Raw genomic sequence first — 23,914 nt, forward strand, 5'->3', positions numbered from 1 at the left:
TGGTTTGCGTACCGCTACCGATGCTGCCGGCGAAACGCTGGCAGCATCGGGCTCCTGCTCTTCAATCTCTAACACTTCAAACTCTGGCTTTCTGGACCCTGGCTTTCGGGGCCCTGGCTTTCGGGACTCTGGCCTTTGAGAATCTGACGCTGCTTTATGCTTATTTCGTTTTCTTTTTACCGCTGAAAGACTGCGTCAGGCGGTCCAGCAACATCGCCATGATCACGACCGCGATACCGGCTTCGAAACCCTCGCCGGGGCGCAAGCGCTGGATCGCGCGCCACACTTCGCTACCCAGGCCGTTGGCGCCGATCATCGCCGCGATCACGACCATCGACAGCGCCAGCATGATGGTCTGGTTGATACCGCCCATCAGTGTCGGCAGCGACAGTGGCAACTGAACCTTGACCAGCTTCTGGCTACGCGTGGAGCCATAGGCATCCGCCGCCTCGATCAGGTCTTTCGGCACCTGCCGAATCCCGAGAGTGGTAAAGCGGATCGCCGGCGGCATCGAGAAGATCACCGTGGCGAAGATGCCGGATACCGAGCCGATGCCGAAAAACGGAATGGCTGGAATCAGGTAGACGAACGCCGGCATCGTCTGCATGAAATCGAGAATGGGCATGATCACCCGATAGAAGCGATCGGATATCGCTGCCAGAATTCCCAGCGGCAGCGCGATCACGATGGCGATCAAAGTGGCGATGACCACCAGAGTCAGCGTCTGGATCATCGGATCCCAGAGACCCAGATTCCAGATCAGGCCCAAGCCCAGCAAGGCGCCGATCGCCAGACGACGACCGCCGACTTTCCAGCACAGCAGCGCGACCAGCAAGATCAGCGCCCATTCAGGCAACCACATCAAACCGTCGTTGAGCAAATTGATGCCGGCCTGCGTCCCCCGGGAAATCGCCCGGGTCACGCCGGAAAATTCGGTGGTCAGAAAGTCGAGTCCGCTCTCGATCCAGTCGCCCAGCGGAATTCTTGGAATATCGAAATCCATCAGTGTTCTCCCGTCTGCGCCAGTTGTTCGAGTACGGCACCCTTGACCACCACGCCGAGCAGCCGCTGCTCGTCATCGATGACCGCCACGGGAAAACTCTTGCCCTTGAACATCGGATACAGCGTTGCCAGCGGTTCTTCCGGACCCACGTGAGGGAAATCCGTCACCACCAGATCACGAATCGTATCCTTGCCGGCCTTGGCCGCTTCCTCGACGCTTTCCGCCTCCAGAATCCCCAGCAGCTTGCGCTCGCGATCGGTGACGTAGATCGAATCCAGCGAGTTCTCGCTCATCTTGCGCAGCACCGTACGCGGGCCGTCATCATGACGGGCCGTGGCACGAACCGGGCGCATCACCCGACGGGCCGTGACGACGCGGGAGCGATCGACGCCTTCGGTGAAACGCGCCACATAGTCATCGGCGGGGTTCGTCAGCACCTCTTCCGGCGTGCCGATCTGCACGATTTCGCCATCCCGCAGCAGAATGATGCGGTCGCCGATATTGAGCGCTTCGTCGAGATCGTGGGTGATGAAAATCGTGGTCTTCTTCATGCGGTGCTGCAGCTCGATCAGCTCCTGCTGCATGTCACGCCGGATCAGCGGGTCGAGCGCGGAGAAGGCCTCGTCCATCAGCAGCACACTGGAGTCGTTGGCCAGCGCCCGGGCCAGCCCGACACGCTGTTGCATGCCGCCGGAAAGCTGGCTGGGATAGGCATGCTCCCAGCCGTCGAGTCCGACCTGCTTGAGCGAGTTCCTGGCTTTCTCGGCCCGTTCGGCCTTGGCGATTCCGCGAATCTCGAGTCCGTATTCGGCGTTCATCTGCACCGTGCGGTGCGGGAACAGCGCGAAGTTCTGGAACACCATCGAAAAATGCCGACGACGGCAGTGCAGCAGGGCTTTGTCGCTCAGCTGGGGGATGTTCTCCCCGCCGATGATGATGTCGCCTTCGGTCGGTTCGATCAGCCGGTTCAAGCAACGGATCAATGTCGACTTTCCGGAACCGGAAAGCCCCATGATGACCAGAAGCTCACCTTCGCGGACGTCGAAGTTGATGTTGGAGAGACCGAGCGTCTGCCCGGTTTTCTCGAGGATCTGGGCACGATTGAGACCCTCGTCACGCAGCTTGAGCGCTTTCTTGGTGTCGTCGCCGAACACCTTGCTCAAGTTTCGCACTTGAATCTTGGTTTGCTGTGTGTCGGTCATGTCAGGCCTAGGTTGGCAAAGCAGAAGAAGTCCTCTACGACGTCGTTAAGACGCGTGTCGAACGGTATCTGTTAGTGTTATTAGGTTTCGCATCATACGGTTTTATCGATAACCCTTCAAACGACAATATCCTATAATTGAATGGGCGTTCAACTTCCATCACCCCTTCTTCTCCCTCGTTCACGTTCAATCCAGCGCCGTCTCCAGACGGTGACGCTGCCATTCGCTCTGGGGATCGTTCAGCCGCAGCGTGGCTTCGAGCACGCCCTCCTCGACATTGGTGCGCAGCTCGAATCCCAGCCCAGCCAGCAGACGCCGCATCGGCAGGTTGTCGCTCAGAATCGTCCCCACCATCGCTAGGGTCCCCACCTGTCGGTTGTAGTCGATCATCTTCTGCATCAGGCGGCGCCCCAGGCCAACGCCATGAAGATCGTCCCTCACAATGATCGAGAACTCGGTGCGTATGTTGTCGGGATCGTTCCAGACCCGCACGACGCCAAGCATCTCCTCGCCGGCTGGCGCATTGTCGGCCGCCTTGGTACCCGGGGCCTCTGTTTGGTCGACCGCTTCACGACGCCGCACCGCGATGAACGCCATCTGGCGGTCGTAATTGATCTGGCTCAGCTGGGCCAGATCCCGGGTCGACAGCACCGCCTTGTGGTGGAAATAGCGGTAGCGGATGCTCTGTTCGGAAAGAAAAGTGTGGAAATGAGTGATCAACGGCGCGTCTTCACCCCGGATCGGGCGGATGTCGACTTCCATGCCTTTCAGCACTACCGTCTCCCGCAGCTGTTCCGGATACGGCATGATCGCCTGCGTCGACGGTTCCCCCAGGTCGAGCGCGAAATCCACCGCCATCAACCCTTCCTGATTGAGCAGCAGCGGGTTGATCTCCAGGCCTTTGAGTCGTGGCAGATCCGACGCCATCTGGGATAACTTGACCAGTAACCGCGAAACCCAGGCCACGGCGTCCTGCGGGTCGTGACTGTGTTCACGAATCAGTCGGCCGGCCCGGGTGCGATCGATCAACTCCTGCGCCAGACGCAGATTGAGCGGCGGCAGCGCCGTCTGTCGATCGGCCATGACGTCGATCTTGTAGCCCCCGCTGCCGAAGACGATGACCGGGCCGAACTCCGCATCCCGGGTGATCCCGGCGCAGAGCTGCAGCGAACCCTTGCCGCGCTGCATGGTCTGCAGGCAGTAGCTGTAGATCGGGCTGTCCGGCAGCATTTCGCTGACCTGCGACTCCAGCCGCACGACGGCGTCCACCACGCGACCCGGCTGTTCCAGATCCTGAATCAGCGAGGTCGCCGGCCGGCGCGACTCCCCGCCGTCGCGAAACGGCTCGCAGTTGTCTCGGTGGACGATCTTGACCGCCCAGGGTCCTGGCAGCCGCTCGGTGGCGCGCTCCGCCTGTTCCAGATCGAACACGTATTCGCTGGGCGCGCACTCGATACCGTAGGCGCTCAGAATCTCGCCGGTCTCCTGATGCGTCAGCCGATCCCGCTGGCGCACCAGGGCGTCGTCGACGAGTGCGTGGCAGCGCCGGCGCACTTCGGCATCGGAGTCGAACGGTAACGACGGCGGCGTTTCCTGCAGCAGTCGCTGGACCTGCCGGTAGCGCACCAGATGGAGGAACGCTCTCACGGCCTTTTCCGGCGACACGTAGCTGGGAATGCCGGCTCGGTTGCAGGCCGCGCGGGCGTCGAGCGCCTCCTTCAGACCCATCCAGCTCACCAGCAGGCGATGGCGGAAACGCTGGCGCGCCTCGACCAGCGCGTTGGCCGTTGCCAGCGACGGTGCCAGACGTGTCGGTGCATGCAACACCAGCACCGCGTCGACGCCGGGGTCGCGGGTCACGATCTCCAGCGCGCGCAGATAGTGATCCGGGGTAGCCCTGCCCCCCAGATCGACCGGATTGCGCCCGGGCCGGCTGACATCCAGCTTCTGGGCTACCAACGCCTGGGCGGATGTCTCGCTGAGCTCGGCCAGCAGCCCGCCGCCGTCGATCAGCTTGTCGATCGCCAGCAGCGCCGGGCCCACGCCGTTGGAGACGATCGCCAGACGATCACCCTTGGGGGGCTTGAATCGTGACAGCGTCTCCAACGCATCGAACAGCTCGTCGGAATCCGCGACCCGCACCACGCCGGCCCGGGCCAGTGCCGTATCGACGATGGCGTCGCGTCGGTCGATCCCGGCCGTCGCCGGGACCGGACTCAGTGTTGCCTCGGCAGTGCGCCCGCTCTTGATCGCCAGCACCAGCCGGTTGCGTGAGGACTCGCGCAGTGCCGTCATGAAGTGGCGCGCGTTGCGGACGTCTTCCAGATGCAGCAGCAGGGCTCGGCAACGACCGGATTGATTGAGGTAGTCAATGACATCCGGCAGTTGAACGTCGAGGCTATCGCCCAGCGTCACCAGGTGTGAAAAGCCGACTTCGCGCCCGGCGGCCCAATCGATCATCGCATTGCCCAGCATGCCCGACTGACCCAGATAGGCGACGGTGCCATCGCTGATCGGCTGACTGGCATAGGTCGCATTGAGCTTCACGGACGGAACGGCGACACCCAGACACTCAGGACCGAGCACGCGCATGCCGGAACGCAGCGTCGCTCTCTGCAGGCGTCGACGCAGTGCCGCGCCGGCTTTCGAATCGGGGTCGAGCGACACCCCGCCCGAGACGATCAGCGCCGCGCGGACCTGCCTGTCACCCAATCGCTCCAGCACCTCGGGCACGCTTTCCAGCGGTGAACAGACCACGGCCAGATCCGGCGTCTCGGGGAGATCGGCGATGCGTCGAAAGCAGGTCACGCCATGAACCTCCTTGTAGCCCCGCGGATTGACCACCCACAGCGGGCCGGAAAATCCCGCCTGAAGCAAATTCTGCAGCACCATCCCCCCGATGGATTCGGGTTTGGGGGAGGCTCCGACCACTACCAGCGAGCGGGGAGCAAAGAATCGGCGCAAGAACTGCGTGGCCACGGTGGACCTCTCGACATCGGCTATGAGGGTTTCAACCCTACACGGTCAGACCGTTGAGGTTCAGCTCATAGACCAAAGTCGACACGTGACGGTGTGACGCAGCCGCTGCTCTGGCTCAGAATGAAGCCACCTCGAACCGGCCGGCGAGTCTCAATGATCACTTCGTATCTCACGCATCCCGATATCGCGCTGCATGACATGGGCTCTCACCATCCGGAGTCGCCAATGCGGCTCGAGGCCATCCGCGCCAGGCTGATGCTGAGTGGCCTGCTCCAGCAGACCATGCAGTCCGAGCCCGGCCCGGCAACGCGGCTCCAGCTGGAACGCGTACATGCGCCAGACTACCTCAGTGCGCTGGACACGCAGCGACCGCAAAGCGGCCTCCATCAGCTCGATAGCGACACGCGAATGGGCCCGCATTCGCTGGACGCCGCGGCGCTGGGCGCCGGCGCTGCCGTACGAGGCGTCGATCTGGTCTGCGGCAATCGCGCCGACAATGTCTTCTGTGCCGTGCGCCCCCCCGGCCATCACGCCGAACGGTCGCTGGCGATGGGGTTCTGCTTCTACAACAACGTCGCGGTGGCGGCGGCCCACGCTCGTGCCGTCCACGGCATCGAGCGTATCGCCATCCTCGATTTCGATGTCCATCAGGGCAACGGCACGCTGGACATCTTTCACGACGATCCGGCGATCCTGATCTGCAGCAGCTATCAGGAAGCCTTCTACCCCTGGCGCTATCTGACGGGAGACTGGCCCAACATCGTCAATACGCCGTTGGCGGCCGGCACCGGCAGCCTCGGTTTCAGAAACGCGGTCGAACGCGAATGGCTACCGGCGCTGGAACGACATCGCCCTCAGCTGGTGCTGCTTTCCAGCGGCTTCGATGCCCATCGTGACGATCCACTGGGGCAATTGGCTCTCGATCACGAGGATTTCTACTGGGTCACCACACTGGCCATGGATATCGCGCGTCGACATGCCGGCCGCAGGCTGGTCTCGGTGCTGGAAGGCGGTTATCACTTGAAGACCTTGCCTGTGAGCGTCGAAGCCCACCTGACCGCGCTGCTGGGGCAACCGTATTCGCCCTGACACGCCGTCAGGTCGGTTTCGGCGCAGAGTCCGAGCGACTGGCTGTGATATTCTTCGCCCTCATGCCGTCAACGACTTTTCACGCTCCTGACAGAGAGTTTCATGGCCGCCAGTAACGATCAGGATGCCGCGCTGCGTATCGCCGCCGGTCGCAAAGCCTTCGTCGAACCCCTGCGTCTGGGTGAGCGGCTCAAGGAGATACGGCTTTCGAATCAGTGGACGCTGGGCGATGTCAGCACCCGTACCGGCCTGGCGCGTTCGACGCTGTCCAAGATCGAGAACAACCAAATTTCGCCGACGTTCACCGCCGTTCAGAAACTGATTGCCGGATTGGGCATCGATCTGCCCCAACTGCTCAAGCCCACCAAGCCCAAGCGCCAATCCAGCGGACGTCGCGATCTCACGCCCCGCGGCGATGGCAAGCAGCATCCCACGCCGACCTATGAACACGAGCTGCTGTCGTATCAGCTGGCGCAGAAGCGGATGATCCCGTTCAAGACGATCGTGCGCGCACGCCGTTTCGAGGAGTTTCAGGAGTGGGTTCGCCATGATGGCGAGGAATTTCTGATGATTCTCGAGGGAGAGATTCTGATTTATTCCGAATTCTACGAGCCGCTGGCGATGACCGCCGGAGATTCGCTCTATTTCGACAGCGACATGGGCCATGCCCTGGTCTCCACCAGCGATGCCGATGCCGTGGTGCTCTCGGTCTGCACTCCCGGCGACGGCGAGTAGCGATTCATCGGCTATTCTCACGATTCGTCGACTATTCCTGTGTCGCGCGATTGCCTCGAACACTCGGCATCGACGCGGGTACCGAACCTTTCACCTCCGAGACGACAGGAGCCCATCATGCATCACCTCGATGAACAGACCCGTACCGAACTCGAAGCCGCCGCCTTCCGGCGCCTGCTTCGCCATCTGGATGACAACAAGGACGTCCAGAACATCGACCTGATGATCCTGGCCGATTTCTGTCGCAACTGTCTCTCCAAGTGGCTGGTCACTGCGGCCGAGAAGCGCGGAACCGAACTGGATTACGAAACGGCGCGCGAGTATGTCTACGGCATGCCTTACTCCGAATGGAAGGCGCACTATCAGGCTCCGGCCAGCGACGAGCAGCTCGCCGCACTGGAAGCTCGTCAAGCGCGCAAGGCGGCAACTGAAGACGGCAAGGGGGAATCATGAACGAATCGGCCATGATCCCGCTGTCGATCGCGGTGCTGACGATCTCGGACACGCGTGACGAAAGCAGTGACCGTTCCGGCCAGACACTCGTCGAACGCCTGGAAGGCGCCGGCCATCGTCTGGTCGAGAAGCGCATCGTGCCGGACGACATCTACCAGATCCGTGCGGTGGTGGCAGCCTGGATCGCCGATGCTGGCGTGCAGGTGGTGCTGACCACCGGTGGCACCGGTTTCACCGGCCGCGACTCCACCCCGGAAGCGATTGAGCCGTTGCTCGACAAGCACATCGAGGGCTTTGGCGAACTCTTTCGCCAGCTCTCGTTCGAGGAGATCGGCAGCTCCACCGTTCAGAGCCGCTGTCTGGGCGGGCTTGCCAACGCCACCGTGATCTTTTGCCTGCCGGGTTCGACCGGCGCCTGCCGCACCGGCTGGGATCGTATCCTCGAAGAGCAGCTGGATAGCCGTCACCGGCCGTGCAACTTCGCCAACCTGGTCATCCCCGAGCGAGGCACGCAACTTCATGGCTGAGCGATCCACGACCGGACAATCGAGCGCCAAAGGACCCACGGATGGACTCCAGAGCGTCGAGCAGGCGCTGGAAGCGCTGCTCCATGGTGTCGAGCGTCTCGAAGGTGAAATCATCGACTGTGTCGATGCCGATGATCGGGTGCTGACGGAAGACGTGCTGGCCACCATCGACGTGCCGCCGGCCGACAACAGCGCCATGGATGGCTACGCGCTGGCCAGCGAAGATAGCGGCCGGCGTCTGCCGATCTCCCAACGCATTCCTGCCGGCCACCCCGCACAGCCGCTTGCCCCCGGCACCTGCGCCCGCATTTTCACGGGTAGCGAAATTCCGCCCGGCGCGGACTGCGTGGCGATTCAGGAAAACGTCGAGCTGGACGGGGACGAGGCGATGATTCCGGCTACCCAGCCCGGCCAGAACGTGCGTCTAAGAGGGCTCGACGTCAGCGCCGGCACCCCGCTTCTCGCGGCAGGCACTCGCCTCGGCGCCGCGGCGTTGGGATTGCTGGCGGGGCAAGGGTTGTCGACGGTCAACGTGGTTCGACGCCCGAAAGTGGCGCTGCTGCTGACCGGAGACGAGATCATCGAACCGGGGCAGGCGCTGGCTCGCGGCCAGATCTACAACAGCAATGGCCCGATGCTGGCCACGCTGATCCGCCACTTCGGCGGTGACCTGGTCAGCCAGGTCAAGGTGGCGGACGATTTCGACACCACGCTGGCGCGACTGCGGGAAGCCGCGGCTCAGGCCGATGTCATTGTGACCACGGGCGGCGTCAGTGTCGGCGAGGAGGATCACGTCAAGCCGGCTCTCGAGCAGCTCGGCGAACTCTCGCTGTGGCGTCTAGCGATGCGCCCGGGTAAGCCGCTGGCGCTGGGAACGATCGGCAACGCGCGGCTGGTGGGCCTGCCCGGCAATCCGGTATCGAGTTACGTCGGTGCCTGGCTTTATCTCCGGCCGCTGCTTGGGCGGCTCCAGGGCTGTCGTGACAGGGAGTCGCTTCCGGTGATTAGCGCTGAAGCGCAGTTCGAAGCCCATACCCAGGGGCGGCGCCATTACATGCGCGCCAATCTCGAATTCCACGGCGAGCGTATCGTCGCAAGCGTCTATTCCGAACAGAGCTCGGCGGTACTGACTTCCTGCGCCGCGACCAATGCGTTCGCGGTGATTCCGGCCGACAGCCATATCCGCCCCGGCGACCGCGTCGACTGTCTGTGGCTCCGGTGACGGAGCCTGGACGACGAAGCATGGATGACGAAAGCCAGATGATTATGCCTTCAGACCGCAGGCGGCGTCGGCATCGCGTCATTCGCTGAAGCGGTGCTGCATCTCCGGCCATAGCGTGACGAAGGCGGCTTGGAGATTGGCGTACTCGTCACGCAACCAAGGCGTCAGCGCCGCGAGCTGATTGGGGCCACGTAGGCGCTGACCGATACCCGCGATGGCGCGGCAGGTGAAGTCGAAGTCCGCGTAGCGCTGCAACCAGTCACCCTCGATCATCACCGGCACCATCCTGGCCAGACGCGCGGGTGCCTCGCGCTCGCCCAGTACCCGGTAGCAGCGTTCGACCAGCGCCGCATCCGGATGGCGGCTAGCCAGAAAATGATCCCATACCAGGTCCAGCGCGATACCGGTATAACGCCGCTGCGCTGTCGGCGCCATCTGTAACAACCGTAGAACTTCGGCGTGATGATCGATACCGGCATCGACCCGACGGTGGTGGCGGATGCCAGCGGCCACTGCCATCGGCCAGGACTCTAGGTGCGCACCCTTTACGCCATCGGCGATCAGATTGCCGTAGAGAAAATCATCGCTGCCGTGGCGGGAGAGCCAGGCGTGGGCGAGAAAATTCATGGCCGAAATTCCAGGAAGATCATGAACTAGAGACAGTTGGTCGGTTTGGGGAGGCCGGCCAACCGAGCGCCGACCTTGGCCGGGCTTTCGGGAAAGAGTTTCATCAGATAGATCGAACTGCCCTTCTCCGCGCCCAGCGACTGCTTTACCGCCTTGACCAGCGGGCGCATGGCTGGTGCCGCCTCGAAGCGTTGGTAGAAGTCACGCAACACCTCGATCACTTCCCAATGCTCGGAAGTCAGCTCTCGACCGTCTTCCGCCGCCAATGCTTCGGCAACGCGCTCCGACCAGTCGTCGAGCGATACCAGATAGCCTTCCGGGTCCAGCGCGATGGGCTGGCCTTCCACCATCAAGGTTCTTGCCGTCGTCTTTGCCATCAGAACCAGCTCACACAGCGTTCATGGGTTTCCGTCAAGGCCAGGAACCCTTTCATATCCACCACGGTAATGGCCGGGCTCACTCGCCCCGCCAGGCCGCGAGATACCAGATCTTCCTCGAGTACCGAAATCCGCCCCCCGAATGCCGCGAGGACGCCGCTGGCAGCGGGCAGCGCTGCGTAGCAGGCATCTTCGATCAGGAGTAGCTGATCATTCACGCCGAAAGCCTCGCCCAGGTCTCGATAGACGGCCGTCGACTGCGGAGATCGGTTAAGCAGATGCAGCAGCATGGGATGCGTTCCGGACTCAGAAAATCAGTGTATGGGGTTGGGCCTGTATCAGTTCGGCCACCGCTTCGGCGCTCAAGGGTTTCACCGGCAACATCAACTCGTCCACCGACAGGCCGCGTTCGGAGAGCGCCGCTGCGCTGACCCATAGCGAATCGATATCGTACATCTCCAGCATCGCCAGCTGTGGATGGGTGCCCTTCTGGCCCAGCGCGCCGCTCTGCTGACCTTCCAGCAGCGCATAGACGCCATCGCCCTGAAACAGCAGACCCACACGCTGGCCGAACGCCGCCGCGACCAGCGCCACGTCGATTCCTTCGCGTAGCCAATGGCTGCCGTGGGGCGGATGACGCAGCACGATCAATACGTCCTGCGGCTCGATGTCGGAAACGTGAACACTCGTCATGGGGCAAACGTGATCAGTCGATCGTTGTTGAGCATGGCATCGACCAGTTGGCCAATGCCGGTCAGTTCGAACGGCGCTTCGACATTGTGCGAGGCCAGACCATGACGGTTGGCTTCGTCGGCACTCAACAGGCCACGCCGCAGACCGGCCGCAATGCAGACCAGCAGCTGGGTACCATAATCCTGGTGCAGCCGCTGCCAGCCCTCGGCCAGATGGACTTCGTCCTGCGGCGGCGACATCAACGCCGAGGCATTGTGCACACCGTCGTGGTAGAAAAACACGCTTACCAGCCGGTGCCCGCTCGTGACGACGGTATCCGCAAAACGCAACGCCGACAGCGCCGCTTGGTGGCTATAGGGCGCGCCATGGACCAGCAACGCGTAATTCAGCATGACACCGCGGCTCCCGTTCCTTCGATCGGTCATAGAGGTTCGAACCGGTGACATGGTATCAAACGACGGGGCCCCACCGTAGTGGGGCCCCGAGACAGCCTATGTCACACCATGATCGCTAGTCGCGAGACATGACGCCGAGAATCGACAGCAGGCTGAGGAACAGATTGTAGATCGACACGTAGAGCGTGACGGTCGCCAGAATGTAGTTCGTCTCACCCGCACGGTTCACGATCTCGCTGGTCTGGTACAGGATCGCCGCTGACGAGAACAGCACGAAACCGGCTGATACCGCCAGAGCCAGGCCGGGGATGTTGAAGACCATTGCCGCGACCATGGCCAGTACCAGCACGATGGCGCCTGCCATCATGAAGTTGCCCAGGAAGCTGAAGTCTTTGCGCGTGATCAGCGCAACGGCAGACAGGCCCAGGAACGTCGCGGCCGTCATGCCCAGCGCCGTCATCACCAGCTGTGCGCCGTTGGGAATCGACAGATAGAGGTCAATGATCGGCCCCAACGTGAAACCCATGAACCCGGTGAAGGCAAAGATCGCTGCAATGCCCGCGCCGGAGTTAGCAGTCTTGTGAACCAGGAACATCAGGCCATAAGCCCCGATGAAGAACACGAAGATGTTGAGCTGCGTGACGCCCATTGCCATGGCGGCGCCGGCGGTCACGGCAGAGAATAGCAGCGTCATGGCCAGCAACATGTAGGTGTTACGCAACACCTTATTGGTGCTGACCGCGCTCGATCGACGATCTGTGATGTCGTGCGACGTTCGAAAATCCATTGTAGTCCCCTCAGTTCTGTTGAAACTCACCCATTGACCACAATGCCCTTGCAAAGTTCCCCTGACAAGCGTTATACGACCGGCTCGGAGCGAAATAAGTTGTTGAAAGCTAAAGAACCTGTTGACGTATTCGGATCAGCTGGTAGTATTCCACGCCGTAAGCCGGAGGGATGGCAGAGCGGTTGAATGCACCGGTCTTGAAAACCGGCGTAGGTTAATAGCCTACCCAGGGTTCGAATCCCTGTCCCTCCGCCACGCCACATCTGTAAAGTCTCGTAAGCCTCTGTGCTGCGGGGCTTTTCTCGTTTCTGGACCTGTCAAACCGCCCTCTTCTTCCTCCCGATCAGCGACCCACGCGTATTCGCCAGTATCTCTCGCGGCTTGCAAGCTGGCTCAGACTGAGAAATCCTGCATTTCAGTAATATAGAGCATCGTCGCGACCGAGCTTCGCAACCGAGACTTTGAGCCCGTCGTCGAAGACAAGCCGTACTTCGGTCAGGCAGCACGGGTGGCGAAATAGCGCTTTCCGAGCCCGGCACTCTATATCAATCTAAGCGAATCCCGTTCAAGGAAAACTACAATGACTCGCCCTACTCACTTCCCGCTTTGCTTCTCGACGAGCTGTCTGCTGTTGTCGTTGATGTCTTGCTCCGTCGCCCAAGCAGATAATGATGGATGGCCATGCACCAGTGGAACCTCAACGGCCGATATGAACGAATGCCTGACAAGTGTCGCGAAAGAGGTCGACGAAGAACTACATCGTTATCTGAAGGTAGCTCAGGCGTCACTCGATCAAGGCCATGAGCAGTTTCCCGACGAAGTCAAAAAAATAGATCTTTCTGAGGAGAGCGCTGCTTGGAAAGAGTACGTCAGCACCTATTGCAGGCACGTTTACGACTCCTATGGCACAGGTAGCCTGAGGGATTCAGCCGCAAGGCGCTGCTACGTCGATTTGACGAAGGAACGTACACATCGAATCTGGGAGGACTTCATCGCCACACCCGACTCGAGCGCTCCTGCGTTACCTGAGCCGAAAATATAAAGAGCTCGACGCTCGAGCCCGTTCCGCCATGTAGGTCAGCATCGCCTACAACTTTCCATTGTAGCCGAGGCAGCGCCTCTGCCGTGGGCAGCCCAATGCATCTTCTATAGCGCCACAAGCCAATCAAGACCAGCCAAGCTTTTCCGGCGGATAGCTTTTTTTCGCGTCGGATTATTGGTCTTCACGCTGCTCAATCGATGCGACTCCCGCATATTGGTAGTTATCGCCGAGCGACGTAGATCTCAAAGTCGGTGTGGCTATTGCTTCTATCGCTGGGGCTCCTTCACGGCCTAGGCTGCAGAAGCCAAAGCTGTCATAGTAGGTAGCCAATGCTTTAAAAATGGATACTCCTTTGAATTTTAAAAGAAATATTGCTTATGCCGCTGTGTTCGGCGCTGTATTCGCTTCGGCTCAAGCGGCTGCAGACGATCTCGAATGCACCTCGGATAGCCTGATGAAGCATGTCAGCGAGCAGACGCAGCAGATCGATGACTACATTTCCAGCAGCGATAATCCGCAGCAGACCCAGCAGGATCTGACCAGCATGGCGCGGGGCCTGCGGGAGAATGGTCAGGTTTCCAATCACGATGAAGAGATGAAGAAGCTGGCTAGTGGCGCTGACTTCGAGCCGTCCCAGTCTTTCTGTGACGATATGCAGACCACCATGTCTGCGCTCGAGTCTTACATGGAGAGTCATCCACAGTAATTCTCTCGAGCGATGCCGCTTTCGAGCCTGACGGCGGCAAGCTGGGCCAGCCGTCGCGCCGTGCCGGCTTCATTTCGGCATCGAGATTGTTTTCGGGTCTATTCTGCTCGATACTGTATGGATAAACAGTAATTGCGGAGCCTTCGATGGTCATTTCCTTTCCAACGCCTGAAGCCAGACTCAGACGCCGTGTGGAAAAGCTTATCTCGGTGGCGCACGCCAATCGTCGCCATCAGGTGACGATCAGTCGAGGCGAAGGCGAGCCCGTGAATGTATGGGAGCGGCTCGTCGAGCAGTTCGATGACAGCGACAGAATTCATGTCATACACATCACTCGTCACGACATCCTGCTCAACTGGTGCTCGTCTACTTCGGGCCTCGCTTCGTGAAGCCATCCGTGTGGTCACTCGTGCGGCCACAATGCATCTTTTTTCACGACACCGGTCTTGTCGGATATCGTAAATGGCGGGTGGATCTAGGCTTTTTTTGATTGACGATGCGGATGCGGGCCTGAACGGTGCTACCCTGAACCTAGTCTTCAGTGATGTAGCCAATGTACCGCGCGTTAATTTTCCTCATCGCTCCCCTTCTTCTGGCAGGCTGTGTGTCGGCTAAGCCGCGGCTGACGGCCACGAATTTCCTGCAGGACAGTAATACCTGCGAGCGTCAGACACATCAGATCAGCGGTGAACCCGAGTATCAGCTATGCATGGCCAGGCGTGGGTGGCCGGATCCTCAGACGCAGGTGGCGAGAGAGCAAGCGGACGATAGCAATGGCGGCCGCAACGACGGCCTCATCGACGAGGCCATCAACGGCCTTCAATTCGGTTTGCAGTGGGATCTGGATCCAGATTGAGCGGTCATGCGTCATTCATGGAGCTGTTCATCAAGTGACATCAAGTGACATCAAGTGACAGTACCGTCGGCGAATCATCGCCTTGGCGACAACCGCCGCGCCGCTGTACAACACGAGCCACTCGGCTAACCTGATAGCCGACCCCTTTTCAGGAGGATTCCATCATGTCAGAACCGTTCGTCGAGATCAGAAAGACTCACAAACCGGGTAATCCGGCCGAGGTTTGCTACGAGGTCTATGATGGCGATACCGGTGGCAGCCTCGGCCATTTTGCCGATGTCTCCCAGGCTCAGAAACGTGCCGACAGCATGAACCGAATGACATCCCGCGAGACCGGCAAGCGACTGGATAATCCCACCGACGAGGCTGAAGTCGAGTAGTACGCCTCGGTCTCTTTCTTGGGCTGCCGCTAAATTGAGCCCAGCACCCCTTCGCTGTCTTCACTGTTAGCTCAGTGATAGAGACGCAGGCCGACACGGGTTACGCGGTTACCTTCCATTTCGTTGACGACCCAGTGAAATCCGTGCCAATCGACGTCATCCCCGACCACGGGATGGCCTCCGACGCGAAGCGCCACGAACTCCCCAAGCGTCATCTCCTGCTCGCCAGGGCTCAAGGTCAAGCCGTAGGCGTTGGCCACTTCCTGCATCAGTGCCTCGCCATCCAGCGTGAACGTGCCGAAGAAAGCACGCTCCCGCTTGAGTTTGGCTTCGCCATTGAACAGGCGGTTGAGGGAGGGCAGATCACCGGTTCGCCCGATCAGACAGATGACGTCGCGCAGACGAAGGCGAGTACTCCCCTTGGGGTGCAGCATCGCGTGCTGGCGGAAAATCGCGGAGATCAACGTGCCTGACGGTAGACGCAATAGGCGAATCGGCACGTCATCGAGCGATTCGTTCTCGACCTTGTAGATGAACATCTCGTAGTCGTTTTCGGGCAATACGCCCAGCTGCCCTCGCCGATCCGGTGTGGTGCTCTCCGGCAGCACGACGCGCATCCAGACCGCGACGCGTGCCAGCGTCGACCCCTGAAGCAGAAGCGAAATCAACACGACGAAGAACGCCACGTTGAAATAGAGCGAGGCGTTTTCGACACCGCTGATGACGGGGAAGATCGCCAGCACGATGGGTACCGCGCCGCGAAGCCCGACCCAGGAGATGAAAAAGAGTTCTCGCCAACGAAAATTGAAGAACGGCAGCAGCGAGACCATCACCGCGACGGGACGCGCCAGCACGATTAACGCCACTGCCAGAATCGCGCTGGGGATGGCGTAGTCGATCATCTCGGACGGCGTCACCAGCAACCCCAGCACCAGGAACAGACCGATCTGGCTGAGCCACGCCAGCCCGTCATGCACCGGCAGAATATGGTTGAGATGGCGGCCCGGCTGGTTGCCGATCATCAGCCCCGTGAGATAGATGGCCAGGAACCCGCTGCCACCGGCGGCACTGGTCGCGCCGAAAATGCAGAATCCCAGGGCCAAGGCCAACAGAGAGTAGAGACCCGGCGCCAGGTCCAGCCAGCGCAGCAGTTTGGCCGACACCCAGCCCCCACCCAGTCCGACCGCGAGACCCAGGCCGAACTGGAGAATGAAGTGCATCAGCGTATCCCAGACCCCACCGACGGCTCCCGTCAACAGCTCGGCCAGCGTGATGGTCAGGAAGATCGCCATCGGATCGTTGGTGCCGGACTCGATCTCGAGCGTCGCCCCTACCCGCTCGTTGAGATTGACGCCCTGGCCCTTGAGCATCGAGAACACCGCCGCGGCATCGGTCGAGCCGACGATCGCGCCCACCAGCAAACCTTCGACCAGGCTCAGATCGAGCAACCACATCGCCAGCAGGCCGACAATGCCGCTGGTCAGGAAGACGCCGATGGTCGCCAGCGAGAGCGCGGGCTTGAGGCCCACGCGAAACGTCCTGAAGCGTGTGCGAAGGCCGCCATCGAGCAGGATCATCGCCAACGCGAGATGGCCGATCAGAAACGCCTGGGAATAATCGTCGAACTGCAGGCCAAGCACACCCTCCTCCCCGGCGAGCATGCCGAGACCCAGAAAGATGACGAGCAGCGGTACGCCGATTCGCGACGAGACGCGACTGGCCAGGATGCTGAGGGCTATCAGTGCCCCGCAGACGAGGAAAAGGCTATTGATCGAGTCCAAGACTGAGCCCGTTGGTCAGGTTGAAAGGGCAAGATTCAACCCACAGTATGCCACGTCCGCGAAAGCTTGCGGCGCTGAAAAGTGCTGTGAATTTAATCTTTTAGCCAGTGAGGGTGTGCGTATACCCAGTTTTTTCCGTCTTCGCCATGCAGCGATAACGCCAGCGCCAATACCCGCATACCGGCACGATACGCGCCGAGCGCGGGCAGGGGCTGATAGCGACGATACGCGGTGACGAAAGCGTCACGCTGGCCCGCGGTGGCGAGAATCAGTTCGAGCAGACACAGATCGAATTCCAGCGGCGCCCACACCAGGGCTTCCCAGTCACTCCAGAGCCAGTCCGTCGCCCCCGCCAGGAACTGATCGCTACGCAGGTCGGGTAGCGACCAGACGGCCCGTGTGGGCACCGGAAAGATCGGCGCCCCACCCACCCAGTCACGCTGGGGATGATGCTCGAGGAAGCGCCGGGCCCGTTCCGGCCAACGCGACAGCGGCGCCACATCGCCCGCGGGATGGCCGAACCCCGGCAGCGCCTCATGATGCAGGATTCCCAGCTGATGGCCCAGATGTTGCGCCAGCGCCAAGCCCATCGGCGGCGGTTTCGCCCGCCGCCAGGGCAGGCTCCAGAGCGGTGCGCCCTGCAATCGCCCCAGATAGGTCATCGGCAGCGGAGCCAGCGGGAGTCGCGGCGGCAGCATGCCCGGTAGTTGGGTCAAGGCTTCCGCAGACTGCCAGCGGTCAAATCCGAACAGCCGCTGAAGACCTCGCCAGAACGGGTCGGTCGTCGTCGACCTTCTCGCCAGCTTGAACAGTTGTGGCGACAGTTCCTCACTGCGCCACAGCCAGTTGGCGCTGTCCGGCCAGCGAAGCGCCAGCGGCGTCAGTGACTTGCCGGTCAATACCGATACCCGTCGCGTCAGTTCGGGGGAGGCGTGGGGCGAGTCGTCGAATGCCGTCAATGAACATCATCCTTGCAGGAGCGCCGCCATCGCCGGTGGGCAGGCGGCGCTGGTCGGCGTACAATTCGGGGCACTGGATAGGGGTGCCCGTCACGCGGGCTGAGAGTGAAATTGGCTGCAGGCGCGATCGAGCCATCGAGAACGCGATTGTAAACAGCCATGCACAACCCTGGAACCTGAACCGGCTAGTACCGGCGGAGGAAATGCCAGCAGTTCTCGCATGTCTTCTTCCGGTTCCCCTCAACGGGAGTTGTCATGCCACCACCCGGACTCCTCGTCCGGCAGGCTTCGCTGATCTTCGGTGATCGCCCGCTGTTTCACGACCTTCAGGCCTGCTTCGATGCAAGCAGCTGGACCTGTCTGCTCGGCCGTAGCGGCAGCGGCAAAAGCTCGTTACTGCGCATGATCGCCAGCCTGAAACTGCCTGACAATCATCATATCGATCTCGAAACCAGCGACGGTTCGCCGCTGACAGGTCGGCTGGCCTGGATGGCGCAGCAGGATCTGCTCGTGCCCTGGCAGCGTGTGGCAGGCAACGTGATGCTCAGCGCCCATTGGCGAGGGCGTCCCACCCCCGCTGATCGCCAGCGCGCCGGGCAGCTGCTGGAACAGGTCGGTCTTGCCGACAAGGCCGATCAGTGGCCCGACGAACTCTCCGGCGGGCAACGTCAACGTGTCGCCCTTGCCCGCACCCTGTTCGAGAACGCGAGCGTCGTGCTGATGGACGAGCCCTTCTCTGCCGTGGATGCCATCACGCGACTGGAACTCCACGAACTCGCCAGTCGGCTGCTGGCCAATCGCACCGTGATCATGGTCACTCACGATCCGCTGGAAGCGTTGCGGTTGGCCGATCGGATTCTGATCCTCAAGGGAGAGCCGGCTCGGCTGGTATCGATTGGGGTGCCCGAAGGCTCTCGCCCTCGCCCGCTCGACGACAGCGAACTGCAACGTCGCCAGGCCGAACTGGTAACCCAGCTGCGGGAGCCCGATCATGACTGACCGTCTCGGCTGGAGTCGCTGGATGCGTCCGCTGCTGGCGCTCGTCGTCCTCGTCGCGGTGTGGCAGCTCATTCTGACGCTGACCGGCGTGCCCCGCTATATTCTGCCCTCGCCGATGGCCGTCTGTCGCGCCCTGATCGAGCAGCGCGGACTGCTGGCCCATCATGCCGGCATCACCGCCATCGAGATCGTGGCGGGACTGATCGGCGGCATCCTTCTGGGGCTGGCCACCGCATTGGCGCTGGCTCGATTCCGGGCGCTACGCCGAACGCTGCTGCCATTACTGCTGATCAGTCAGGCCATTCCGCTGTTCGCGCTGGCGCCGATCCTGATGCTGTGGCTCGGCTATGGCATCGGCCCCAAGATCCTGATGGCCATGGTCATCATCTACTTTCCGGTGGCCTCGACCGGCTACGATGGCCTGCGCCAGACGCCTCAGGGGTGGCTGGATCTGGCCCGGACGTTCGGGTTGAGCCGGCGTCAGCGGCTGCTGAAGGTCCAGCTGCCGGCCGCTTTGCCGTCGCTGGCCTCCGGACTCCGCATGGCAGCCAGCGCCGCGCCGATCGGCGCCGTGATCGGCGAATGGGTGGGCTCGAGTCAGGGGCTTGGCTACCTGATGCTGAACGCCAATGCCCGGCTGCAGATCGACCTGATGTTTGCCGCCCTGGTCGTGCTGGTCGCGTTCGCCTTGCTGCTCTACTTCGGCGTCGACGCCGCCTTGAGACTGGCGATGCCGTGGCAGCAGGACCGGATAACGACCGATGACTGAAGCCGATATGACATCTGGCGCCGACAACCGCGCCTTGCCTTCAGGCCATCGGCTGAACGCATGACCTGAGACGAACACCTAAGACCATCCATTCGACCCAACGAGGGAATCCGGAATGATGACTTCACGCTCGACGCCGTGGTACCGCAGGCTGGCCATGAACCTGGGACTGTTCGGTCTGACTCTGGTCGGCCTGGCATTGTTCGGTCTGACATCAGCCTCGCCGGCACTGGCGCAGGACAACGACGACGACCTGGCGCCACCGCAGATGATCCCTTTGAGCGTGATGCTCGACTGGTACGTCAATCCGGTCCACGCCCCGATCATCATCGCCAAGCAGCGCGGACTGTTCGAGAAGCGCGGGCTGGATGTCGATATCCAGTCCCCCGCCGACCCCAGCGTTCCGCCGAAGCTGGTCGCCGCCGGGCGCATCGATCTCGCGGTCAGCTATCAACCTCAGCTGCATCTGCAGGTCGACCAGGGGCTACCCGTCGTCCGGGTCGGCACGCTGATCGCGACGCCGTTGAACGCACTGCTGGTGCGCGCGGACAGCGGAATCGACGATATCTCCCAGCTTGCGGGCAAGAAGATCGGCTACTCGGTGGGCGGCGTCGAGGAAGTGCTGCTTGCGGCGATGCTCGAGCACAACGGCCTGAGCCTGAAGGATGTCGAGATGGTCAACGTCAACTTCTCGCTGACACCTGCCCTGATCAGCGAGAAAGTGGATGCAGTGACCGGTGCGTTCCGCAATTTCGAGCTGGCGCAGATGAAACAGGAAGGCGTCGAAGGCAAGGCGTTCTATATCGAGGAGCAAGGGGTCCCCGACTACGACGAGCTGATCTTCGTCGCCAATCGCGACACGCTCGATCAGCATCGCGACGCCGATCGACGCTTCATGGATGCCATCGGCGAGGCGACCTCCTGGATCATCAACCATCCTGACGACGCCTGGCAGAGCTTCATCGGCTATGATCCGTCGCTGGATACGCCGCTGAACGCCGCGGCGTGGAAAGCCACCCTGCCGCGCTTCGCGCTGCGTCCCTCGGCGCTCGATACCAAACGCTATCGCGACTTCGAAGCCTTCCTGCTCGAGCGAGGGCAGATCAAGGCGCAGAGTCCGGTTTCTCGTCTCGCGGTGGATCTCAACGCGTCCCCGTGACGCGCATTCCGGTGGATGACATGAGTTCGAATTCAACCGGCGGCGATTCCTCGCGCCCCGAACCGTCGCGCCCCGAACTGTTGCGCTCCGAAGCCTGGCGCTACGACCCGCAGCAGGACCCGGTCGAGACGCTCCCCAGCGTCTCGCTCGACGACCTGGCCGCGCTTCCCGCCCGGCCGGGTGTCTACGTCTTTTTCGGTCTCAACGATTTACCGCTCTATGTCGGCAAGAGTGTCGATATCCGCAGCCGCATCCGCAGCCATGTCCAGCAGCCGGCCAGCCGGCGGCATGCCCAGATGATCGACCAGACCCAACGTATCGCCTGGCTTCGGACCAGCGGCGATCTCGGCGCGCAACTGCTCGAGGCCGACTTGATCAAACGCTGGATGCCGCTCTACAACCGCCAGTTGCGCAAGCGCGTCCGCATGGTGAGCTGGAACTGGCCCGAGGGCGATGCCCGGCCGGCGTTGACCGACGGCCAGTGGGTGGTGACGGCACGAACACAGTTCTACGGCCTGTTCCGCAATCGCCGCGATGCGCAGATGACATTACGCGACATCGCCACCGAGGAATCGCTCTGCCTGCGGGTGCTGGGGCTCGAAGCGGGCAGCGGGCGCTGCTTCGGCTATCAGATCGGGCGCTGCCGTGGCGCCTGCTGCGGTGGGGAGACCCTTGACGACCACGCCTCGCGAGCGCGTGACGCCATGGAGCGGCTGCGCATCGAGAACTGGCCCTGGCCCGGCCGGGTCGCCTTCCGTGAAACCAATCGCCATGGCGAGGCCGGGCTGCATATCGTCGATCACTGGCACTATCAAGGCAGTGTCACCCGCCTCGAGGAGCTCGACGTGCTGCCCGACACTCGCGGCTTCGACATCGATACCTACCGCATTCTCAATCGCTTCATTGCCGCGTCGAGCCCGGCGATCGAGGCCATCCCGATCGATGGCGAGATTGACTGATACCCGATGCGAGATCGAGTGATACGACGCGTGATCGACTGATATGACGAGCTACGGCGCGTCGATGAAGCGATTCACCGCTTCGCGAAAGGCTTCCGGCTGCTCGGCGTGCAGCCAGTGGCCGGCGCCGTCCAGCGTCTGCCACTTCGCGCCGGGCAGAACCGCCTCGACCGCGTCGCGATAATCGTCTCGCACGTAGGGTGACGCGCCACCACGGATCAACAGTGTCGGCCCTTCGAAGGGTGCGTCCCCATCGGGGGCGGCGACGATATCTTCATAGCCGGCACTGATTTCGTCGAGCCCTACGCGCCAGCGCATCACGCCGTCGTCGTCGCTCACCAGATTGGTGGCCAGAAACTGCCGCGTGGGCGCGCTGTCGATCGCCTCTTCCATCAGCCTGCCGGCATCGCGGCGCGAAGTCGGCTCGGCCGCCTCGACCCGACGCATGGCGCTGAAAATATCGTCGTGACCATGGGCATAGACCACCGGGGCGATATCGGCGACGACCAGGTGAGCCACCCGTGCCGGATGCAGGCGTGCCAGCGTCATCGCGACCTTGCCGCCCATCGAATGGCCCAACAGGTCGATCCTGTCGATCTCGAGCGTATCCAGCAGCGCGATCACATCGGCCGCCATCGACGCATAGCGCATGCCGTCGACATGCGGCGAGCGACCATGATTGCGTAGATCGACCGCGATCACGCGACGCTCGCTCTGCCACTGTTTGATATGGGAACGCCAGTTGTCGGCGCTGCCGAACAGGCCGTGCAGCACGACTAGCGGAAGCGCGGTCCGGGCGTTCTCCGGCTCACCGGTATCGATACAATGAAGTTGCAACGTCGTCTCTCCTGATAATCTGCCTGACACCGTTGGAGCAGAATAACAAAGCCTGCGCCGCAACGCCGATCCGTCGCGTCACGACACCCTCAACTCCGCTGGCGCGATACGCCCGGCAGATTCAACTGGTCGCGCTGCGTCAGCAGACGCCGCCCCAGATAGGCCAGCAGCACGCCATACAACGGCAGGAAGAAAACCAGGCTGATCGTTAGTTTGACGGCGTAGTCGAACCAGGCGATTTCGACCCAGTGCTGCCGCATGAAGGGATCCGGGCCCTGCCAGAAAGCGATCGCAAAGAAGGCGAAGGTATCCGCCAGATTCCCCAGGATGGTGGAGAACGTCGGCGCGACCCACCAGGCGCGAAGACGGCGCATCCGATCGAAGACGTGAATGTCGAGCAGCTGACCAAGCACATAGGCCATGAAACTGGCCAGCGCAATCCGGCCGACAAACAGATTCCACTGCGCCAACGCTTCGAAGCCCTGGAAGCGGCCCTGCTGAAACAGCACCGATACCCCATAGGAAACCAGCAACGCTGGCAACATCACGCTGGCGATGATGCGCCGCGCCGATGACTTGCCGAATAGCCTGACCGTCAGATCGGTGGCCAGAAAGATGAAGGGGAAACTGAAAGCACCCCAGGTGGTATGTAACCCCCAGAGCGTAAAGGGTAGCTGAACCAGATAGTTACTGGCGGTGATCACCAGCACGTGAAAACTGACCAGCCAGAACAGGGCGAGCCGGAGTTGGCGACTGTCGAGTGTCAACATGGAGAACCTTTTTCGTTTGCCGGCGCTTCTGACCCATGAAGCGTGTGTCTACCGGAGCGTGGCCGAGGGGTAAGGGAACCCTCTGGATGACGTGGTTGTGACGCCGTGATGGCGTCGCCCGCGAATAGCGGGCAAATATTATAGAGATTGGGAAGATCAACGGCCAGAAAAACTACCGATTGTCACGGGTTAAAAAACTATTGTAACACTAAGTTACATTAAGCTAATATGACGCGAGACTGAACCGCCGGTTCAGTGTTGGCAACCCGCCAACGCGAATGCGGAATTTTTTATGACGACCACAGTTACCCCGCTCGGCGATCACCAGATCGGCCCTGCCACGGCCACGCTCAAGGCTATCGCCAACGAAAGCCGGTTGCGCATCTTGTGCCTGTTGATGCGTGGCGAGCGTTCGGTTACCCAGATCAACCAGGAGATGACGCTGAGTCAATCAGCGCTGTCACAGCATCTGGCGGTGCTACGCCAGGAGCGTCTGGTATCGACACGTCGCAGCTCGCAGGTGATCTACTATTCACTCCAGGGCAATGCTGCCGAGCGCCTGATTCAGACGCTCGGCGAGCTGGACATCGGCTGACACCCATAGCGAA

28 protein-coding genes and 1 tRNA gene are annotated in these 23,914 nt (G+C 61.6%); 16 read left to right on the forward strand and 13 right to left on the reverse strand.

Annotation, left to right across the window (positions count from 1 at the left end; translation table 11 throughout):
- Positions 1 to 160: 160 nt before the first annotated feature.
- The 3 genes from DOM58_RS03780 to DOM58_RS03790 all read right to left on the reverse strand — a co-directional run bounded on the left by DOM58_RS03780 (position 161) and on the right by DOM58_RS03790 (position 5,184).
- A complete protein-coding gene (locus DOM58_RS03780; RefSeq protein ID WP_075562309.1) occupies positions 161 to 1,003 on the reverse strand; it encodes an ABC transporter permease in 843 nt (280 codons plus the stop codon).
- Positions 1,003 to 2,205, reverse strand: a complete 1,203-nt coding sequence (locus tag DOM58_RS03785; protein WP_075562310.1) for a quaternary amine ABC transporter ATP-binding protein — start codon at positions 2,203 to 2,205, stop codon at positions 1,003 to 1,005. Before DOM58_RS03785 ends, DOM58_RS03780 begins: the two co-directional genes overlap by 1 nt.
- 186 nt (positions 2,206 to 2,391) lie before the next feature.
- A complete protein-coding gene (locus DOM58_RS03790; RefSeq protein ID WP_110691813.1) occupies positions 2,392 to 5,184 on the reverse strand; it encodes a bifunctional acetate--CoA ligase family protein/GNAT family N-acetyltransferase in 2,793 nt (930 codons plus the stop codon).
- Between the two features lie 153 nt (positions 5,185 to 5,337).
- On the opposite strand from DOM58_RS03790, the gene DOM58_RS03795 reads away from it, so the two are divergent.
- From DOM58_RS03795 to DOM58_RS03815, 5 genes are all read left to right on the forward strand, one after another.
- Entirely contained in the window at positions 5,338 to 6,273 is a 936-nt protein-coding gene (locus DOM58_RS03795) for a histone deacetylase family protein (protein WP_110691814.1), read from the forward strand.
- A 102-nt stretch (positions 6,274 to 6,375) separates the two neighbouring features.
- A complete protein-coding gene (locus tag DOM58_RS03800) occupies positions 6,376 to 7,008 on the forward strand; it encodes a helix-turn-helix domain-containing protein (protein WP_075562313.1) in 633 nt (210 codons plus the stop codon).
- 117 nt (positions 7,009 to 7,125) lie between these two features.
- Complete coding sequence (locus tag DOM58_RS03805; RefSeq protein ID WP_075562314.1) at positions 7,126 to 7,461, forward strand: DUF1244 domain-containing protein; 336 nt, start codon at positions 7,126 to 7,128, stop codon at positions 7,459 to 7,461.
- Entirely contained in the window at positions 7,458 to 7,988 is a 531-nt protein-coding gene (moaB, locus tag DOM58_RS03810; RefSeq protein ID WP_110691815.1) for a molybdenum cofactor biosynthesis protein B, read from the forward strand. The genes DOM58_RS03805 and moaB overlap by 4 nt, the downstream gene beginning before the upstream one ends.
- Positions 7,981 to 9,210 (forward strand): molybdopterin molybdotransferase MoeA, encoded by a 1,230-nt coding sequence (locus DOM58_RS03815; protein ID WP_110691816.1) that lies wholly within the window; start codon positions 7,981 to 7,983, stop codon positions 9,208 to 9,210. Before moaB ends, DOM58_RS03815 begins: the two co-directional genes overlap by 8 nt.
- Before the next feature lie 78 nt (positions 9,211 to 9,288).
- On the opposite strand, the gene DOM58_RS03820 is transcribed toward DOM58_RS03815, so the two are convergent.
- The 6 genes from DOM58_RS03820 to DOM58_RS03845 form a co-directional block, all read right to left on the reverse strand.
- The gene (locus tag DOM58_RS03820; protein ID WP_110691817.1) at positions 9,289 to 9,837 is read right to left on the reverse strand and encodes an acyl carrier protein phosphodiesterase; all 549 of its coding nucleotides are present in this window, start codon (positions 9,835 to 9,837) and stop codon (positions 9,289 to 9,291) included.
- 26 nt (positions 9,838 to 9,863) lie between these two features.
- A complete protein-coding gene (locus DOM58_RS03825) occupies positions 9,864 to 10,214 on the reverse strand; it encodes a TusE/DsrC/DsvC family sulfur relay protein (RefSeq protein WP_075562318.1) in 351 nt (116 codons plus the stop codon).
- The gene (gene tusB, locus DOM58_RS03830) at positions 10,214 to 10,504 is read right to left on the reverse strand and encodes a sulfurtransferase complex subunit TusB (protein ID WP_110691818.1); all 291 of its coding nucleotides are present in this window, start codon (positions 10,502 to 10,504) and stop codon (positions 10,214 to 10,216) included. Before tusB ends, DOM58_RS03825 begins: the two co-directional genes overlap by 1 nt.
- A 16-nt stretch (positions 10,505 to 10,520) precedes the next feature.
- The gene (gene tusC, locus DOM58_RS03835) at positions 10,521 to 10,907 is read right to left on the reverse strand and encodes a sulfurtransferase complex subunit TusC (protein WP_110691819.1); all 387 of its coding nucleotides are present in this window, start codon (positions 10,905 to 10,907) and stop codon (positions 10,521 to 10,523) included.
- Complete coding sequence (gene tusD, locus DOM58_RS03840; protein ID WP_110692045.1) at positions 10,904 to 11,296, reverse strand: sulfurtransferase complex subunit TusD; 393 nt, start codon at positions 11,294 to 11,296, stop codon at positions 10,904 to 10,906. The genes tusC and tusD overlap by 4 nt, the downstream gene beginning before the upstream one ends.
- Positions 11,297 to 11,417: 121 nt before the next feature.
- Positions 11,418 to 12,089 carry a Bax inhibitor-1/YccA family protein gene (locus DOM58_RS03845; protein ID WP_075562320.1) on the reverse strand — a complete coding sequence of 224 codons (672 nt, stop codon included), beginning with the start codon at positions 12,087 to 12,089 and terminating at the stop codon, positions 11,418 to 11,420.
- 164 nt (positions 12,090 to 12,253) lie between these two features.
- Between DOM58_RS03845 and DOM58_RS03850 the strand changes: the two genes are divergently transcribed.
- The 6 genes from DOM58_RS03850 (at position 12,254) to DOM58_RS03875 (ending at position 15,073) form a co-directional block, all read left to right on the forward strand.
- Positions 12,254 to 12,344, forward strand: a tRNA-Ser gene (locus tag DOM58_RS03850).
- Positions 12,345 to 12,669: 325 nt separating this feature from the next.
- A complete protein-coding gene (locus DOM58_RS03855; RefSeq protein WP_110691820.1) occupies positions 12,670 to 13,131 on the forward strand; it encodes a lysozyme inhibitor LprI family protein in 462 nt (153 codons plus the stop codon).
- Positions 13,132 to 13,585: 454 nt separating this feature from the next.
- On the forward strand, positions 13,586 to 13,837 hold the full coding sequence (locus DOM58_RS03860; protein ID WP_110691821.1) for a hypothetical protein: 252 nt from the start codon (positions 13,586 to 13,588) through the stop codon (positions 13,835 to 13,837).
- 146 nt (positions 13,838 to 13,983) lie between these two features.
- Positions 13,984 to 14,226 carry a DUF1654 domain-containing protein gene (locus tag DOM58_RS03865; protein ID WP_075562323.1) on the forward strand — a complete coding sequence of 81 codons (243 nt, stop codon included), beginning with the start codon at positions 13,984 to 13,986 and terminating at the stop codon, positions 14,224 to 14,226.
- 164 nt (positions 14,227 to 14,390) lie between these two features.
- Positions 14,391 to 14,693: a hypothetical protein gene (locus DOM58_RS03870; RefSeq protein WP_110691822.1), complete on the forward strand. Its 303-nt coding sequence runs from the start codon at positions 14,391 to 14,393 to the stop codon at positions 14,691 to 14,693.
- Positions 14,694 to 14,857: 164 nt separating this feature from the next.
- Entirely contained in the window at positions 14,858 to 15,073 is a 216-nt protein-coding gene (locus tag DOM58_RS03875; protein WP_075562325.1) for a hypothetical protein, read from the forward strand.
- A gap of 71 nt (positions 15,074 to 15,144) precedes the next feature.
- On the opposite strand, the gene DOM58_RS03880 is transcribed toward DOM58_RS03875, so the two are convergent.
- Entirely contained in the window at positions 15,145 to 16,854 is a 1,710-nt protein-coding gene (locus DOM58_RS03880) for a potassium/proton antiporter (protein WP_075562326.1), read from the reverse strand.
- A gap of 92 nt (positions 16,855 to 16,946) precedes the next feature.
- Entirely contained in the window at positions 16,947 to 17,813 is an 867-nt protein-coding gene (locus tag DOM58_RS03885) for a hypothetical protein (RefSeq protein WP_110691823.1), read from the reverse strand.
- Between the two features lie 255 nt (positions 17,814 to 18,068).
- On the opposite strand from DOM58_RS03885, the gene DOM58_RS03890 reads away from it, so the two are divergent.
- The 4 genes from DOM58_RS03890 to DOM58_RS03905 all read left to right on the forward strand — a co-directional run bounded on the left by DOM58_RS03890 (position 18,069) and on the right by DOM58_RS03905 (position 21,699).
- Positions 18,069 to 18,812: an ABC transporter ATP-binding protein gene (locus DOM58_RS03890; protein ID WP_110691824.1), complete on the forward strand. Its 744-nt coding sequence runs from the start codon at positions 18,069 to 18,071 to the stop codon at positions 18,810 to 18,812.
- Positions 18,805 to 19,581 carry an ABC transporter permease gene (locus DOM58_RS03895; RefSeq protein ID WP_245392139.1) on the forward strand — a complete coding sequence of 259 codons (777 nt, stop codon included), beginning with the start codon at positions 18,805 to 18,807 and terminating at the stop codon, positions 19,579 to 19,581. Before DOM58_RS03890 ends, DOM58_RS03895 begins: the two co-directional genes overlap by 8 nt.
- Positions 19,582 to 19,696: 115 nt before the next feature.
- Positions 19,697 to 20,740, forward strand: coding sequence for an ABC transporter substrate-binding protein (locus DOM58_RS03900; protein ID WP_245392140.1), 1,044 nt, complete (start codon positions 19,697 to 19,699; stop codon positions 20,738 to 20,740).
- Between the two features lie 20 nt (positions 20,741 to 20,760).
- Positions 20,761 to 21,699 carry a GIY-YIG nuclease family protein gene (locus DOM58_RS03905; RefSeq protein WP_157957480.1) on the forward strand — a complete coding sequence of 313 codons (939 nt, stop codon included), beginning with the start codon at positions 20,761 to 20,763 and terminating at the stop codon, positions 21,697 to 21,699.
- A 51-nt stretch (positions 21,700 to 21,750) separates the two neighbouring features.
- Here the strand turns inward: DOM58_RS03905 and DOM58_RS03910 are convergent, their stop codons facing one another.
- Both DOM58_RS03910 and DOM58_RS03915 read right to left on the reverse strand, forming a co-directional pair.
- A complete protein-coding gene (locus DOM58_RS03910) occupies positions 21,751 to 22,536 on the reverse strand; it encodes an alpha/beta fold hydrolase (protein ID WP_110691827.1) in 786 nt (261 codons plus the stop codon).
- An 89-nt stretch (positions 22,537 to 22,625) separates the two neighbouring features.
- Entirely contained in the window at positions 22,626 to 23,306 is a 681-nt protein-coding gene (locus tag DOM58_RS03915) for a 7-cyano-7-deazaguanine/7-aminomethyl-7-deazaguanine transporter (RefSeq protein ID WP_110691828.1), read from the reverse strand.
- Between the two features lie 292 nt (positions 23,307 to 23,598).
- Here DOM58_RS03915 and DOM58_RS03920 point away from each other — a divergent pair, with 292 nt between their 5' ends.
- Positions 23,599 to 23,901: an ArsR/SmtB family transcription factor gene (locus DOM58_RS03920; protein ID WP_075562333.1), complete on the forward strand. Its 303-nt coding sequence runs from the start codon at positions 23,599 to 23,601 to the stop codon at positions 23,899 to 23,901.
- The last annotated feature ends 13 nt before the right edge of the window (positions 23,902 to 23,914 follow it).

The sequence above is a fragment of the Salinicola halophyticus genome (assembly GCF_003206695.1).
Classification (GTDB): domain Bacteria; phylum Pseudomonadota; class Gammaproteobacteria; order Pseudomonadales; family Halomonadaceae; genus Salinicola; species Salinicola halophyticus.

What these genes read in the sequence shown, in the direction of transcription:
- DOM58_RS03780 (WP_075562309.1), bottom strand. Translation starts at nt 1,003, where the DNA reads ATGGATTTCGATATTCCAAGAATTCCGCTGGGCGACTGGATCGAGAGC.
- DOM58_RS03785 (WP_075562310.1), bottom strand. Translation starts at nt 2,205, where the DNA reads ATGACCGACACACAGCAAACCAAGATTCAAGTGCGAAACTTGAGCAAG.
- DOM58_RS03795 (WP_110691814.1), top strand. Translation starts at nt 5,338, where the DNA reads ATGATCACTTCGTATCTCACGCATCCCGATATCGCGCTGCATGACATG.
- DOM58_RS03800 (WP_075562313.1), top strand. Translation starts at nt 6,376, where the DNA reads ATGGCCGCCAGTAACGATCAGGATGCCGCGCTGCGTATCGCCGCCGGT.
- DOM58_RS03805 (WP_075562314.1), top strand. Translation starts at nt 7,126, where the DNA reads ATGCATCACCTCGATGAACAGACCCGTACCGAACTCGAAGCCGCCGCC.
- moaB (WP_110691815.1), top strand. Translation starts at nt 7,458, where the DNA reads ATGAACGAATCGGCCATGATCCCGCTGTCGATCGCGGTGCTGACGATC.
- DOM58_RS03815 (WP_110691816.1), top strand. Translation starts at nt 7,981, where the DNA reads ATGGCTGAGCGATCCACGACCGGACAATCGAGCGCCAAAGGACCCACG.
- DOM58_RS03820 (WP_110691817.1), bottom strand. Translation starts at nt 9,837, where the DNA reads ATGAATTTTCTCGCCCACGCCTGGCTCTCCCGCCACGGCAGCGATGAT.
- DOM58_RS03825 (WP_075562318.1), bottom strand. Translation starts at nt 10,214, where the DNA reads ATGGCAAAGACGACGGCAAGAACCTTGATGGTGGAAGGCCAGCCCATC.
- tusB (WP_110691818.1), bottom strand. Translation starts at nt 10,504, where the DNA reads ATGCTGCTGCATCTGCTTAACCGATCTCCGCAGTCGACGGCCGTCTAT.
- tusC (WP_110691819.1), bottom strand. Translation starts at nt 10,907, where the DNA reads ATGACGAGTGTTCACGTTTCCGACATCGAGCCGCAGGACGTATTGATC.
- DOM58_RS03845 (WP_075562320.1), bottom strand. Translation starts at nt 12,089, where the DNA reads ATGGATTTTCGAACGTCGCACGACATCACAGATCGTCGATCGAGCGCG.
- DOM58_RS03855 (WP_110691820.1), top strand. Translation starts at nt 12,670, where the DNA reads ATGACTCGCCCTACTCACTTCCCGCTTTGCTTCTCGACGAGCTGTCTG.
- DOM58_RS03860 (WP_110691821.1), top strand. Translation starts at nt 13,586, where the DNA reads ATGAAGCATGTCAGCGAGCAGACGCAGCAGATCGATGACTACATTTCC.
- DOM58_RS03865 (WP_075562323.1), top strand. Translation starts at nt 13,984, where the DNA reads ATGGTCATTTCCTTTCCAACGCCTGAAGCCAGACTCAGACGCCGTGTG.
- DOM58_RS03870 (WP_110691822.1), top strand. Translation starts at nt 14,391, where the DNA reads ATGTACCGCGCGTTAATTTTCCTCATCGCTCCCCTTCTTCTGGCAGGC.
- DOM58_RS03875 (WP_075562325.1), top strand. Translation starts at nt 14,858, where the DNA reads ATGTCAGAACCGTTCGTCGAGATCAGAAAGACTCACAAACCGGGTAAT.
- DOM58_RS03890 (WP_110691824.1), top strand. Translation starts at nt 18,069, where the DNA reads ATGCCACCACCCGGACTCCTCGTCCGGCAGGCTTCGCTGATCTTCGGT.
- DOM58_RS03895 (WP_245392139.1), top strand. Translation starts at nt 18,805, where the DNA reads ATGACTGACCGTCTCGGCTGGAGTCGCTGGATGCGTCCGCTGCTGGCG.
- DOM58_RS03900 (WP_245392140.1), top strand. Translation starts at nt 19,697, where the DNA reads ATGATGACTTCACGCTCGACGCCGTGGTACCGCAGGCTGGCCATGAAC.
- DOM58_RS03905 (WP_157957480.1), top strand. Translation starts at nt 20,761, where the DNA reads ATGAGTTCGAATTCAACCGGCGGCGATTCCTCGCGCCCCGAACCGTCG.
- DOM58_RS03915 (WP_110691828.1), bottom strand. Translation starts at nt 23,306, where the DNA reads ATGTTGACACTCGACAGTCGCCAACTCCGGCTCGCCCTGTTCTGGCTG.
- DOM58_RS03920 (WP_075562333.1), top strand. Translation starts at nt 23,599, where the DNA reads ATGACGACCACAGTTACCCCGCTCGGCGATCACCAGATCGGCCCTGCC.